Here is a 13,563-nt window from a genome sequence, read left to right as displayed (position 1 = left end):
GGATTGACGATGTCTGCTCTGTTTTCTCCGTTCCAGCTCAAGGATGTCACCCTGCGCAACCGCATCGCGGTGCCGCCCATGTGCCAGTACAGCGCCATCGACGGCGTCACCACTGACTGGCACCTGCATCATTACGCCGGTTTGGCCCGTGGCGGCGCCGGTCTGGTGATCGTCGAGGCCACCGCGGTGTCTCCAGAAGGGCGCATCAGCCCCGGCTGCACCGGCCTGTGGAATGACCAGCAGGCCGAGGGCATGGCCCGTATCGCCCAGGCGATCAAGGCAGGTGGCGCGGTGCCGGGCATCCAGATCGCCCACGCCGGGCGCAAGGCCAGCGCCAACCGTCCCTGGGAAGGCGACGACCATATCGCCGAGGGCGATGCGCGCGGCTGGCAGACCATCGCCCCGTCGGCCGTGGCCTTCGGCGCACACCTGCCCAAGGTGCCTCAGGCCATGACCCTGGACGACATCGCCCGGGTCAAGGCCGACTTCGTTGCCGCGGCCCGCCGCGCCCGCGATGCCGGTTTCGAGTGGCTGGAGCTGCACTTCGCCCACGGCTACCTGGCGCAGAGCTTCTTCAGCGCGCACGCCAACCGGCGTGACGATGCCTACGGCGGCGACTTCGCCGGGCGCAGCCGTTTCCTCCTGGAAACCCTGGCTGCGGTACGTGAGGTATGGCCGGCCAACCTGCCGCTGACGGCACGTTTCGGCGTGATCGAGTACGACGGGCGCGACGAGGCGACCCTGGCCGAGTCCATCGAGCTGGCCAAGGCCATGCGCCGCGGCGGCCTGGACCTGCTCAGCGTCAGCGTCGGCTTCACCATCGCCGAGACCAGCATCCCCTGGGGGCCGGCCTTCCTGGCATCGATCGCCGAGCGGGTGCGCCGCGAAGCGGAACTGCCGGTGGCGTCGTCCTGGGGCATCGATGCGCCGGCCAATGCCGAACGCGTGGTGGCCGAGGAACAGATGGACCTGGTGATGGTCGGCCGCGCCCACCTGGCCAACCCGCACTGGCCGTTGCAGGCGGCGCAGCAGCTCGGGGTCGAGCGGCCCACCTGGGTCCTGCCGGCGCCCTATGCGCACTGGCTGGAACGCTACCAGGTCGCGCAGTAACCCCAGAGGGCCCGGCATGCCGGGCCCTTTGCGTTTAACCGCTTATCTGCCGTCAACATGCAGGGTGGGAGCGGTGCATCCCGGGTGACGTGACAAACCGGTGCGTATGGCATCAACTCTCTACATCCCCCCACGGATCGCCAATGCCCATGCAGCTCAACGCCGACTTCAGCCAACGCGCCATTACCCGTCCCGGTGAAAGCCCCTGGGTGCCCTCACCTATGCCTGGTGTGGAGCGAATCATGCTCGACCGCATCGGTGAGGAACTGGCGCGGGCCACCTCCATCGTGCGCTATGCCGCCGGCTCGCATTTCAGCGAGCACACGCATCCGGGGGGCGAGGAGTTCCTGGTGCTGGACGGGGTGTTCTCCGACGAGCGCGGCGACTACCCGGCCGGGACCTATGTGCGCAACCCGATCGGCAGCCATCACGCGCCGTTCAGCCGGGAAGGCTGCATCATCTTCGTCAAACTCATGCAGTTTTCCGCCGACGACCAGCAACCGGTGGTGATCGACAGCAACGCAGTCGCCTGGCTACCGGGGCTGGTGCCGGGCCTGCAGGTACTGCCGCTGCATCAGCATGGTACTGAGCAGGTGGCGCTGGTGCGCTGGGCGCCGGGCACCCGTTTCAACCGTCATCGGCACTGGGGGGGCGAGGAAATCCTGGTGCTCGAAGGCACCTTCCAGGACGAATTCGGCGACTACCCGGCCGGCAGCTGGCTGCGCAACCCACACCTGTCCGAACACACGCCGTTCAGCGATGCGGGCTGCCTGATCTGGGTGAAGACCGGGCATCTGCCGGCGTAGGGGCTGTACACGCTCTCGCTTAGGGTGCGCCGACCTGGAGCGAGCGTGAGCAGGTGCTTAACCGGCAGCCATCAGGCGCTTGTACAGGCGGGTGCGGCGCGCGGTCTTCAGCTGCTCGGCGAGCAGCGCGCGCAGCGGCGACACGTTCGGCTTGGGCTGGCCGCCACGGCTGAGCCGGTGCATCTGGAACTTCACCGTGGCCATGTAGGCCAGCGAGGCCAGGGCCTTGTGCTTCCAGCGGATCGGTGCCAGCTCGGCGCTTGCCTGCCGCTCGCCGGCCTGCCAGCGGCGCGGCAGGTTCGGCTCGATGGCCAGGGCGGTGGCAATGCCGGCCATGGCCACGCCGCTTTGCAGCACCTGCTTGACCACCGGCAGGCGGCGGATGCCGCCAGTGACCATCAGCGGCATCTTCGCCACGGCGGCGATCTCCCCGGCGAATTCGAGGAAGTAGGCCTCGCGCGCCAGGGTGCGGCCGTCGCGGGCATCGCCCTGCATGGCCGGCGCCTCGTAGCTGCCGCCGGACAGCTCGACCAGGTCGACCCGCAGCTCGCCGAGCATCTGCACCACGCGCTTGGCGTCGGCGCCGTCGAAGCCGCCGCGCTGGAAGTCCGCCGAGTTGAGCTTGACCGCCACGCAGAAGCCCGGCGCCACCACGGCGCGTACCGCCTTGACCACTTCCAGCAGCAGGCGTGCGCGGTTCTCCAGCGGCCCGCCCCAGCTGTCCGTGCGCTGGTTGCTCAGCGGCGAGAGGAACTGGCTGAGCAGGTAGCCGTGCGCGGCGTGGATCTGCACGCCGCTGAAGCCGGCTTGTTCGGCCAGTTGTGCGGTACGCGCGAAACGCTGGATCAGCGCGCCGATCTCCTCGTCGCTGAGTGCCTTGGGCACGGGGAACATCTTCGACAGGCCGCCCAGCTCCAGGGCCACCGCCGAGGGGGCGACGGTCGGCTGGCCGAGGTTGGCCTGCATCTGCCGGCCGGGGTGGTTGATCTGCATCCAGAACTGCGCGCCCTGGGCGCGGCCGATGCGCGCCCACTCGCGGAACTTGTCCAGCTGGCGCTCGTCTTCCAGCACCACGCCGCCGGGGCCGGTCATGGCGCGGCGGTCGACCATCACGTTGCCGGTCAGCAGCAGCCCGGCGCCGCCTGCGGCCCAGGCCCGGTACAGGCGCAGCAGCTCGGCGGAGGGGCCCTGGCTGGCGTCGGCCAGGTTCTCTTCCATCGCCGCCTTGGCGATGCGGTTGGGGATGAGGGTGCCGTTGGGCAGTTGCAGCGGTTGGAAGGCGGTCATGGCGTACTCCGGGGTAGCAGATGGGGCAAGCCTAAGGTTAAAGTCAACTTAAAGGTCAATAGCCCGGAGCACAAATCATGAAAATCGGTGAACTGGCCACGCGCACCGGCCTGGCCCCGTCGCGCATCCGCTTCTACGAAGCCAGCGGGCTGATCGCCGCCCAGCGCCAGGCCAACGGCTACCGCAGCTATCCGGAACAGGCGGTGCAGACCCTCGGCCTCATCGCCTGCGCCCAGCAGTCCGGCTTCAGCCTGGAGGAAATCCGCCGCCTGCTGCCGGGCAGCGAGCAGCAGGGCTGGGCCCACGACGAGCTGCTGGCCAGCCTGCGGCGCAAGGTCGACGAGATCGAGGCCATGCAGCAGCGCCTGGCGCAGAACAAGGCGCAACTGCTGAGCATCATCGCCGGCATCGAGAGCAAGCCGGAGGGCATGCAGTGCACGGAAAACGCCGAGCGGGTGCTGGCCAACCTGCGGGGCGCGGGGCCGGGCGAGTAGGGCGCGGCAATCTGTCGACACAGTCGCGACCATGGTATGAGCACGCAGTGTTTGCCTGGCCGGCGCGACTGTAGTAAGACTAGGGCAAGGACTGAATTCAACCAGCCTTGGCCGAAGAGCCAGAGCTGATTCGATGTTGTGTGGCACTGCCGGGGGATACGAAGTCGATAGCGCACGTGAAGTGCCCGATCACTACGCTGCATTTCCCCGCAGCAGCAGGCATCACCATGGGAGACGTTGCACCAGCCTGAACCTCAGCGGCCGCACCACCTCGAAACAACACCCAGTAAAACGAGGAAGCCCTATGCAAGTTCAAGTGCACACTAACCAGATCGAAGGCAGTGCTCGGCTTCAGGAGTGGGTCAGCTCCGCCGTATTGGACAAACTCGATCATTTCGACGAGTTCCTGACCCGAGTGGTCGTCCATATCAGCGACGAAAACGCACACAAGTCCGGCGCCGACGACAAGCGCTGCCACATCGAGGCCCGCCCGAAAGGCCACCAGCCGATATCCGTCACCCACAAATCCGAGGAAATGGGCATTGCCGTGGACGGCGCCGTGGAGAAGATGCGCCACGCCCTGGAACACCTGGCCGGCCGCCTCGAAAACAAGGTGGTCTCCACCGGCCGCATCGAAGCCCCGGGCGAGCCGCTGCTCACCGATGCCCTGCTGCAAGAGGAATTCCTGGCCAAACAGGAAGAGCTGGAACGCGGCTGAAGACCCGGCCCGCCGATCGGGCCCGCCAACCCACCCTGGAAAACCGCCCGTTTGGGCGGTTTTTTTATGGTCGGTAGATGGGGTGTTCAGCCTGATGTGCTCAGCCACTGCGATAGCTCCATCTCTACGCTATCTGGTTCGAGTGCTGCTGGTGAAAGCAGGCAATACCGCGAACCATCCTCAACGAAGCCGGAAGGTGCAACCAACACACCGTTTTGAATATCGTCTTGCACCAAGTGCCAGGGGCCAATGGCTACACCAAGGCCGGCGACTGCTGCCTGCAGGCTAAAGTAAAAGTGCTCAAAGCACTGTCCCTCCACCGTGGGCGTGGATCGGCCAGCAGCAGCGGCCCATTCTTGCCAAGCATTGGGCCGTGTTCGGGTGAGCAATTTAGGCGCGGTCGCAACGAGCTCGCCGTCTGCGGTGAACCACTCGCAAACCCTGTCAGGCCGGCACACCGGGGCAACCTTCTCACGGAACAACTCTTTCGCGTAGTAATGATCAGGACGGGGGAAGTCGTCGCGGCGGATCGCGAGGTCAATACCGTGATCGAAGGAGAAGGCCCCACCTCCTGCTACGAGATGAATGTTCAAGTCCGGGCGGCGCATCTGGAATTCACTCCAGCGTGGAATGAGCCAGCGCATTAACAACGTGGGTTCGCAAGAAAGCACCAGTTGTCGATCACTACGTGCCTTCACTCGTATTTCCTTTACTGCCTGAGTCATCAAGCCCAAGCCTTCGCGAACCGCGATTGCCAGCTTGCGCCCGTCGTCTGAGATGAACACGCGCCGACTACGGCGCTCGAACAGATCGACGCCCAACTCATCCTCTAGCAAGCGCACGGCGCGGCTTATCGCGCCCGGAGTGACATGCAACTCTGCGGCTGCACGAGCAAAGTTCTCTAAACGGGCGGCTGCCTCGAAGCAGCGCAAAGCAACCAGAGAGGGCAGGCGAGAAATCGATAATGGTGACTCAAACTCACCTTTTTCTTGAGAAAGCATCGTTAGTCATCCGCCTGTTACGCAGCAAAAATTTGGCTATCTCGAACCATAGGCAAATTACTTCATGAACGAATGGATAGCTGTAGTCACTATAACTTTGCTGGCGTGCATCAGTCCCGGGCCTGATTTTGCCCTTGTTTCTCGCAATAGCCTTCTGCTTTCACGCCGTACCGGAGTCCTTACGGCTGCCGGTATCGGCCTTGGGATCTTTGTGCATGTCTGCTACACCCTGCTGGGGCTTGGGCTGGTTCTTCAGCACTCGCTTTGGCTATTCAGTGCGCTGAAGATGGTCGGGGCCGCTTATTTGATTTATCTCGGGATAAAGATGCTGGGGGCCATGCCCGCCGTAGGTCAATTTGCTATCCCAGCCACTGCATCGTCTGATCTCGCAGCTCTTCGCGCGGGGTTCCTGACCAATGCACTGAATCCCAAAACATCGATTTTCATCGTCAGCCTTTTCATCGGTGTAGTGGGGCCTGAGACGACCTTGCCAATGCAGATTGCCTACGGAGTATTCATTTCAGCGGCGCATATCAGCTGGTTCAGCCTAGTTGCGATGTTTTTTTCGAACGGACGGATTCGGGAAGAGTTGATTGCGGTTCGGCATTGGGTGGATCGCGCTTTTGGAGGATTGCTAGTTAGTTTTGGCGTGATGCTGGCGATAGCTCAGCGAAGTCACTGAACGTTCTGCTGCCCGATTTCTGCCGGTTCCCTCCGGTAGCTCCGGTTGAAAACAGCTCTTTACAGCCCTGGCGCGTTACTTCAGGCCAAGTCGGGCCGCCAGGCGGCTGAGGTTGGCCCGGTCCAGCTCCAGCTCGCGTGCGGCGGCGGTCCAGTTGCCCTGGTGGCGTTCGAGGGCGGCGCCGATCAGCTGGCGCTGGAACTGCTCGGAGGCCTGGCGCAGTCCCGGCAGCTTCGCGCTGCGCTCGACGGGCAGGGCCGCCTGCACCGCGCTTGAACTGGCCGGCAGGTCCAGGTCTTCCACGGCGATCGACAGTATCCGCGGGCGTTCCGGTTGGCGGGCCAGGGCCTTGAGCGCGGCGCGGCCGATCAGGTGTTCGAGTTCGCGCACGTTCCCCGGCCAGTCGTAGTCGAGCAGCGCCGCCTGGGCCTCCCGGCTCAGGCGCAGGCCACGCAGGCGCAGGCGCGGGCGGTTCTGCTCAAGGAAGTTGCCGGCCAGCAGCAGGATGTCGCGGCCGCGTTCGCGCAGGGGCGGCACGTACAGCGGGTAGACGCTGAGGCGGTGGTAGAGGTCGGCGCGGAAACGCCCGGCGCGCACTTCCTCGGCGAGGTCGCGGTTGCTGGCCGCGAGGATGCGCACATCGACCTGGTGCTCCCGGTCGGAGCCGACCCGCTGCAGGTGCCCGCTCTGCAGCACGCGCAGCAGCTTGGCTTGCACCGGCAGCGGCAGTTCGCCCACCTCGTCGAGAAACAGGGTGCTGCCATTGGCTATCTCGAACTTGCCCGCGCGCTCGCTGACCGCGCCGGAGAAGGCGCCGCGGACGTGGCCGAACAGCTCGCTTTCGACCAGGGTCTCGGGCAGTGCGGCGCAGTTCAGGCTGATCAGCGGGCGCTCGGCTCGCGGCGACTGGCGGTGCAGGGCCTGGGCCACCAGCTCCTTGCCGACCCCGGTCTCGCCGCCGATCAGCACGGTTAGTTCGCTGCCGGCGACCAGGGCGATTTCGCCCAGCAGGCGCTGGGTCACCGCGCTCTGGCCGATGATCTGCGCCGGCTGTCGCTGCCCGGCGGCGAGGCGATAGCTTTCGGTCAGGTGGGCCTCGTTTTCTAGCCGGCGCGACAGGCTGTTCATGCGTTCGCCGGCCTGTACCGTGGCGGCGGCCAGGCGCGCCACGGTCTCCAGGTTGTCCAGGGCGATCTGGCCGAAGCGTGACGGGTCCAGCGAATCCAGGGTCAGCAGGCCCCAGGGGCGCTCGTTGATGAACAGCGGGCAGCCCAGGCAGTCGTGCACCTCGAGCCGGCCGTGGCGGCATTCGACCAGGCCGTCGTAAGGGTCGGGCAGGTCGCAGTCGGCGGCGAAGCGGGTCGCTCCGCGCTGTTCGAGCAGGGCGGCCAGGCGTGGATGTTCGTCGACCTTGAAGCGGCGGCCCAGAGCGTCGGCGCTGAGCCCGCTGACGGCCAGCGGCACCAGATGGTCCTGCTCCAGGCGCAGCAGGGCGATGGCGTCGCACGGCACCAGTTCGAGCAGGGCGGCGAGCAGGCGCTGGTAGCGTTCGCTGTCTGACAGCTCGCGGGTCAGGTCGTCGAGCAGCGGGAGCATGGCTTGAAGCAGTGGGGTGTGGGTCATATTGACTCCGGTCGGGTCAAATAAACACGGCGGTTCCACGGTCATAGTGACTCATGCTTTATTCAAGTAATTGATTTTTATCAATTTTGCTGCTGGCACGATTAATGGTTTGTTCAGGCTGAGTTAAATCCACTTTCCCTGGAGTCACCATGAAGTCGTCCAACCTGATTGTTCTGGGCCTGAGCCTTGCCTGCGCCTCGTTCTCCTTCGCCGACCAGGTGGTCCGCGAGACCACCGATAACACCGCCGGCGGGGCGCTCGGCTCGCTCAGCGGCCTGATGCTGGGCGGTGCCGCCGGAGGGCCGGTCGGCGCCCTGGTCGGCGCCGGGGCCGGCTTCTTTGCCGGCCGCTCGGTGCAGCAGGAGACGGGGCTCAGCGAGCCGGCGTACGAAGTCGAAAACCAGGCCGGCGAGCGCGCGGTGATCCGCTCGCCCAACGCCCGCTTCGCCCTGGGCCAGCGCGTCGAGCGGCAGGGCATCCGCATCCAGGCCGTTGCCGACTGAGCGGGGCAGGGCGCCCGCCTGCTCTGGCGGCGCCCGGCAGCGCCGCCTCGGCTGGGCGGCGAATCGCACTCTCGCGCGCTGAACCTTGCGTGCGCCCGGCAGTCTCACACCGGCATCCGGAGGTCGCCAGCAGGCGCCTCTGCCGTCGTCAGTCCTGCCGAGTCGTTCGCCGTTCATGCCCCCAGCCGCCCGCACCTCCCGTTTCGTTGCGTTCTGCCTGTTGCCCCTGCTGCCGCTGTTCGCCGGCCCCCTCCAGGCCAGCGGGGAGCGGCAGTTGCTGGCGGCCATCAATGACTACCGGGGCCAGCCCCAGCGCTGCGAGCGCCGCCCGGTCCGGGCGCTGGCGCCGCTGCAGCTGAAGTCGAGCCTGGCCTTGCCGGTCGGCTATGCCGGCCGTTTGCGGGATACCTTGAAGGCGGCCGGCTATCCGGCGGTGGCGGCGCGCACCATCCGCCTGGGCGGGGCGGCGGATGCCCAGGCCGCCTTTGCCAGGCTGCGCAGCAGTTACTGCGCGGCCCTGCTCGACCCGCAGTTCGCCGACATCGGCGTCAGCCGGCGAGGGCATGAGTGGCGGGTGGTGCTGGCGAAACCCCTGCTCGCTGGGCAATTGGGCGACTGGCGGGCGGCGGGCAAGGCCCTGCTCAGCCAGGTCAACGCGGCCCGGGCGAAGCCGCGCCAGTGTGGTCAGCGGCGCTTCGCCGCCACCCGGCCGCTGGCCTGGAATACCGCTCTGGGAGCGGCGGCGCAGGAGCACAGCCGGGCGATGGCCGATGCCAACTACTTCGCCCACCGGGGCCCCGGCGGCGATTCGCCGGCGGATCGGGCGCGGGCCGCCGGCTACCGTGGCCGGCAGATCGGCGAGAACATCGCCGCCGGACAGGGCTCGCCGAACCAGGCGCTGGCGGGCTGGCTGGCCAGCCCCGGGCATTGCGCCAACCTGATGAACCCGCGCTTTACCCAGGTGGGCGCGGCCTATGCGGCGCAACCGCGCAGCGCCGCGGGCATCTACTGGACGATGCTGTTCGGCGCGCCCTGAGGGCGGCCCTTCCGGGTGCGGGCGAGCCGCCCCCGCTCAATCGGTGGCGAGCGAGCGCCAGGCGGCCTCGGCCAGCACCTCGCGGTAGGCCGTTGGCCGGTTGCGTACCCGGCCGGAGAGCCAGGCCCGGCAATAGCTTTCGGCCGGGCCGATGATCAGGGAGGGGATCAGCTCGGCGGGCAGGTGTTGCAGCTCGTCGCCGCGCCCCGGCGCGCCCAGCCACTCCAGCAACTGCCGGTTGCGCGTCTTGTTGCGCGCGGCCAGCTCGTCCTTGAACGGCCCCTTGGTCACGGCAAAGCGCGCGTGGAACTGGAAGCGCGCCCAGTCCGGCTGGCTGTCGACCCAGTCCACATAGCTGTGCACCAGTGCGTGCACGCCTGCCCGGGTGCTCGCGGCCTGGTTCAGGTAGCGCTCGCGCAGCTGGGCCTGGTCATCCAGGGCGGTGAGGAACAGCGCCGCGACCAGGCCTTCCTTATTGCCGAAGTGGTGGTAGATGGCGCCCACGCTGGTTTCGCACGCGGCGCGGATCATCTCGATGGTGGTGGCTTCGATGCCCTGCTCGTTGAAGCAAGCAAGGGCCTTGCCAAGGATGCTGCGTTTGAGCTCCGCCCTTCTTCCGGGGTAGCAACGCTCTAGTAGGTCTGACGTTTCCATGCTCGACACAAGGCAAAAATCCCATGGTAAGGCAGACGGCCGCCCCGGGGTAAGCCGGGCCCGGCTTGACAGCTCTCTCGAGTGCAGAATATTGTTCCGCAACAGAATATTATTCTGTTTAATCCAAGTCATTCCCGTGAGGCATAACCATGAGTCAGGTTCTCAGCATGTTCACCAGCGCAGGCCCGGAAGCGTTCAGCAAGATGGCCTGCCAGATGGCACCCTATTTCAGCAGCATCAATCCGCTGGTTTCCGAGCTGCGTGAAGGCCATGCAACGGTGCAGGTGCCTTTCAGCCGCGAGATCACCAACCACCTGGGTACCGTGCATGCGATCGCGATGTGCAATGCCGCCGAACTGGCCGCCGGCATGATGACCAACGTGTCCATTCCCAGCGGCGCGCGCTGGATTCCCAAGGGCATGACGGTCGAGTACCAGGCCAAGGCCAAGAGCAACGTGACCGCGGTCGCCGATGGCGCCGCAGTGGACTGGGCGAGCGAGGGGGACAAGGTCGTGCCGGTGGTCATCACCGACGCCGATGGCAAGCAGGTGTTCAGCGCGCAGATCACCATGAACGTGAAGCTGTCCTGAACCGGGACGGGCGAGCTGGGCCGCCAGGGCCGACGCCTGCCGGCGGCGGAAAAGGTTGCGCCGCCGCCATCCGGTCGAAGTATCCGACTGGATGACGGCGGCGCGTTGGTGGCTCGTCGCCGGTTGGCCCAGGCGATCAGCCCAGATCGAAGCGATCCAGGTTCATCACCTTGTCCCAGGCCGCCACGAAGTCGTTGACGAACTTCGCCGGGGCATCGCTGGTGGCGTAGACCTCGGCGAGGGCGCGCAGCTGCGAGTTGGAGCCGAACACCAAGTCGACCACCGTGCCGGTCCACTTCAGATCGCCGCTCTTGCGGTCACGCCCTTCCAGCACGCCTTCGGCGCTGGCCGACTTCTGCCACTTGGTGCCCATGTCGAGCAGGTTGACGAAGAAGTCGTTGCTCAGGGTTTCTGGGCGCTGGGTGAACACGCCGTGTTTGGCCTGCCCGACGTTGGCGTTGAGGGCGCGCAGGCCGCCGATCAGCACGGTCATCTCCGGAGCGGTCAGGGTCAGCAGCTGGGCCTTGTCGATCAGCAGCTCGGCCACCAGGCCTTCCAGGCCCTTGCGGGCGTAGTTGCGGAAGCCATCGGCCCGCGGTTCCAGCACGGCGAAGGAGTCGACGTCGGTCTGCGCCTGGGAGGCGTCCGTGCGCCCCGGGGTGAAGGGCACCGTGACGCTGACGCCGGCCTTCTTCGCCGCGGCTTCGACCGCCGCGCAGCCGCCCAGCACGATCAGGTCGGCCAGCGAGATCCGCTTGCCGCCGGCTGCCGAGGCGTTGAAGTCCTGCTGCAGCGCCTCCAGCTTCGCCAGGATCTTGGCCAGTTCGGCCGGCTGGTTGACTTCCCAGTCCTTCTGCGGCGCCAGGCGAATGCGCGCGCCGTTGGCCCCGCCGCGCTTGTCGCTGCCGCGGAAGGTGGCGGCCGAGGCCCAGGCGGTGTTGACCAGCTGGGCGATGGACAGGCCGCTGGCGAGGAGCTTGGCCTTCAGGGCGGCGATGTCCTGGGCATCGACCAGCGGGTGATCCACGGCGGGGACCGGGTCCTGCCAGATCAGTTCTTCCTTGGGCACCAGCTTGCCCAGGTAGCGGGCGCGCGGGCCCATGTCGCGGTGGGTCAGCTTGAACCAGGCGCGGGCGAAGGCGTCGGCGAACTCCTGCGGGTTCTGGTGGTAGCGCCGCGCGATCTTCTCGTAGGCCGGGTCCATGCGCAGCGACAGGTCGGCGGTGGTCATCATCGGCGGGTGCTTCTTCGACGGATCGTGGGCGTCCGGAATCATGTGCTCCGGCTTGACGTTCTTGGCCACCCACTGGTGGGCGCCGGCCGGGCTCTTGGTCAGTTCCCACTCGTAGCCGAACAGCATGTCGAAGTAGCCCATGTCCCATTTTGTCGGGTTGGGTTTCCAGGCGCCCTCGATGCCGCTGGTGATGGTGTCCACGCCCTTGCCGCTGCCCAGCTTGTTGATCCAGCCCAGGCCCTGCTCCTCGATCGGCGCGGCTTCCGGCTCGGGCCCGACCAGGGCCGCATCGCCGGCGCCGTGGGCCTTGCCGAAGGTGTGGCCGCCGGCGGTGAGGGCCACGGTTTCCTCGTCGTTCATGGCCATGCGGGCGAAGGTCTCGCGCACGTCGCGGCCCGAGGCCAGCGGGTCGGGGTTGCCATCCGGGCCCTGCGGGTTCACGTAGATCAGGCCCATCTGCACGGCGGCCAGCGGGTTGTCCAGCTGGCGATCACCGGAGTAGCGGCTGTTGGGCTGGTCACTGGTGGCCAGCCACTGGGTTTCCGCGCCCCAGTAGATGTCCTCTTCCGGCGCCCAGATGTCTTGGCGCCCGCCGCCGAAGCCGAAGGTCTTGAAGCCCATGGACTCCAGGGCGGCATTGCCGGCGAGGATGAACAGGTCGGCCCAGGACAGCTTGCGTCCGTATTTCTGCTTGATCGGCCACAGCAGGCGGCGGGCCTTGTCCAGGTTGCCGTTGTCCGGCCAGCTGTTGAGTGGGGCGAAGCGCTGGTTGCCGGTGCCGGCGCCGCCGCGGCCGTCGGCGATGCGGTAGGTGCCGGCGGCGTGCCAGGCCATGCGGATCATCAGGCCGCCGTAGTGGCCCCAGTCGGCTGGCCACCAGTCCTGGGAGTCGGTCATCAGGGCGGTGAGGTCCTTGACCACGGCGTCCAGGTCGAGGGTCTTGAATTCCTCGGCGTAGTTGAAGTTCTCACCCATCGGGTCGGACAGGGCAGAATGCTGGTGCAGGATCTTCAGGTTGAGCTGGTTGGGCCACCAGTCCGCGTTGGACTGGCCGCCGGCGACCGTGTGTGCGCCCGCACCGCCGGAAAATGGGCATTTCGCATCGTTGGACATGATTCTCTCCTGTTGTTGTCTTCACCTGACTGGTCAGTTCAGCTTGGATTCCGGGTAGCGACTGAGCCAATAGGTTTTAGGCATCGGATTCATAGTAGTCAGGGAATCCGCAGTGCATGACCGGGGAGTCGATATTCGACGGGTGATCGCCGTCTTGGCCCGCTCTGGCGGGTTGGCGGTTCCCTCTGCGGGCGGCTGGCCAGGGCGGGTCGCAGCTGGGGGCGTGAAGGTTTTCCGGTGCTCGGCAACGCCCGCGGGCAAGCCCGGAGATGGCCGACCGACGGTCATCCCGCCAGCGCAACCCGCTCTGGCTGGGCTGCCCCGCGTGCGTGCGGCCGGCATCAGGCCGGCGGGGCAGGCTGTTGCATTGTTTAGCCGGGGCACAACTAAGCGTGTAAAAAATCCGATTTAACCAACGCTCACTGGCGTGCGAGTCTGCTTGCCCATGAGCTCCCCGATCCCGCATCCGCAGCGTTTGCCCAGCCCGTGCCCGTTTCCGCTCGGGGCTCGGCGTGGTGCCGAGCGGAGCAATCAACTGCTTCCCGAAATCCTCGCCTTCTGGGCGCTCTGGCACTGCCGCCACGCGCGCCCACCTGACGCCGCTTCCGCCCCGTCCTGAGCGCCATGCCCGCGGCCCCGCGACCGACCCTGTCTCCTGTCACGGCGCCTGCTCGATCAGCGATCGGCAGGCCTGTGCTAGCCAGAAACCTAT

The 13,563-nt window shown here is 66.6% G+C and carries 13 protein-coding genes; 8 read left to right on the top strand and 5 right to left on the bottom strand.

From position 1 onward, the window contains the following. The first annotated feature begins 9 nt into the window (after positions 1 to 9). Together F3I62_RS04745 and F3I62_RS04740 are read left to right on the top strand one after the other, a co-directional pair. Positions 10 to 1,110, top strand: a complete 1,101-nt coding sequence (locus tag F3I62_RS04745; RefSeq protein WP_160488542.1) for an NADH:flavin oxidoreductase/NADH oxidase — start codon at positions 10 to 12, stop codon at positions 1,108 to 1,110. A gap of 149 nt (positions 1,111 to 1,259) precedes the next feature. Then, positions 1,260 to 1,916 (top strand): cupin domain-containing protein, encoded by a 657-nt coding sequence (locus tag F3I62_RS04740; protein WP_160489021.1) that lies wholly within the window; start codon positions 1,260 to 1,262, stop codon positions 1,914 to 1,916. Positions 1,917 to 1,973: 57 nt separating this feature from the next. Here F3I62_RS04740 and F3I62_RS04735 read toward each other — a convergent pair whose 3' ends face one another. Beyond that, positions 1,974 to 3,203 (bottom strand): NADH:flavin oxidoreductase/NADH oxidase family protein, encoded by a 1,230-nt coding sequence (locus F3I62_RS04735; RefSeq protein ID WP_160488541.1) that lies wholly within the window; start codon positions 3,201 to 3,203, stop codon positions 1,974 to 1,976. Positions 3,204 to 3,280: 77 nt separating this feature from the next. Between F3I62_RS04735 and F3I62_RS04730 the strand changes: the two genes are divergently transcribed. Together F3I62_RS04730 and F3I62_RS04725 are read left to right on the top strand one after the other, a co-directional pair. Next, entirely contained in the window at positions 3,281 to 3,697 is a 417-nt protein-coding gene (locus F3I62_RS04730; protein ID WP_160488540.1) for a MerR family transcriptional regulator, read from the top strand. 304 nt (positions 3,698 to 4,001) lie between these two features. Then, positions 4,002 to 4,415: an HPF/RaiA family ribosome-associated protein gene (locus F3I62_RS04725; RefSeq protein WP_160488539.1), complete on the top strand. Its 414-nt coding sequence runs from the start codon at positions 4,002 to 4,004 to the stop codon at positions 4,413 to 4,415. A gap of 86 nt (positions 4,416 to 4,501) precedes the next feature. Here F3I62_RS04725 and F3I62_RS04720 read toward each other — a convergent pair whose 3' ends face one another. Beyond that, a complete protein-coding gene (locus tag F3I62_RS04720) occupies positions 4,502 to 5,416 on the bottom strand; it encodes a LysR family transcriptional regulator (RefSeq protein ID WP_160488538.1) in 915 nt (304 codons plus the stop codon). Between the two features lie 64 nt (positions 5,417 to 5,480). Between F3I62_RS04720 and F3I62_RS04715 the strand changes: the two genes are divergently transcribed. Next, the gene (locus tag F3I62_RS04715; RefSeq protein WP_160488537.1) at positions 5,481 to 6,098 is read left to right on the top strand and encodes a LysE family translocator; all 618 of its coding nucleotides are present in this window, start codon (positions 5,481 to 5,483) and stop codon (positions 6,096 to 6,098) included. A 75-nt stretch (positions 6,099 to 6,173) separates the two neighbouring features. On the opposite strand, the gene norR is transcribed toward F3I62_RS04715, so the two are convergent. Next, the gene (gene norR, locus F3I62_RS04710) at positions 6,174 to 7,721 is read right to left on the bottom strand and encodes a nitric oxide reductase transcriptional regulator NorR (protein WP_160488536.1); all 1,548 of its coding nucleotides are present in this window, start codon (positions 7,719 to 7,721) and stop codon (positions 6,174 to 6,176) included. A 149-nt stretch (positions 7,722 to 7,870) separates the two neighbouring features. Here norR and F3I62_RS04705 point away from each other — a divergent pair, with 149 nt between their 5' ends. Both F3I62_RS04705 and F3I62_RS04700 read left to right on the top strand, forming a co-directional pair. Further along, positions 7,871 to 8,224, top strand: coding sequence for a hypothetical protein (locus F3I62_RS04705; RefSeq protein WP_160488535.1), 354 nt, complete (start codon positions 7,871 to 7,873; stop codon positions 8,222 to 8,224). Positions 8,225 to 8,399: 175 nt separating this feature from the next. Further along, positions 8,400 to 9,260 carry a CAP domain-containing protein gene (locus tag F3I62_RS04700; RefSeq protein ID WP_160488534.1) on the top strand — a complete coding sequence of 287 codons (861 nt, stop codon included), beginning with the start codon at positions 8,400 to 8,402 and terminating at the stop codon, positions 9,258 to 9,260. A 36-nt stretch (positions 9,261 to 9,296) separates the two neighbouring features. Here F3I62_RS04700 and F3I62_RS04695 read toward each other — a convergent pair whose 3' ends face one another. Then, positions 9,297 to 9,914, bottom strand: coding sequence for a TetR/AcrR family transcriptional regulator (locus tag F3I62_RS04695; protein ID WP_160488533.1), 618 nt, complete (start codon positions 9,912 to 9,914; stop codon positions 9,297 to 9,299). 149 nt (positions 9,915 to 10,063) lie between these two features. Here F3I62_RS04695 and F3I62_RS04690 point away from each other — a divergent pair, with 149 nt between their 5' ends. Beyond that, entirely contained in the window at positions 10,064 to 10,504 is a 441-nt protein-coding gene (locus tag F3I62_RS04690; RefSeq protein ID WP_160488532.1) for a hotdog fold domain-containing protein, read from the top strand. Between the two features lie 136 nt (positions 10,505 to 10,640). On the opposite strand, the gene katG is transcribed toward F3I62_RS04690, so the two are convergent. Continuing rightward, entirely contained in the window at positions 10,641 to 12,851 is a 2,211-nt protein-coding gene (gene katG, locus F3I62_RS04685) for a catalase/peroxidase HPI (RefSeq protein ID WP_160488531.1), read from the bottom strand. Positions 12,852 to 13,563 lie beyond the last annotated feature (712 nt).

Source organism: Pseudomonas sp. R-28-1W-6 (genome assembly GCF_009799925.1).
Lineage (GTDB): Bacteria > Pseudomonadota > Gammaproteobacteria > Pseudomonadales > Pseudomonadaceae > Aquipseudomonas.
The sequence above is the reverse complement of the archived record's forward strand: the minus strand, read 5'-3'. Positions and strand labels throughout refer to the sequence as shown.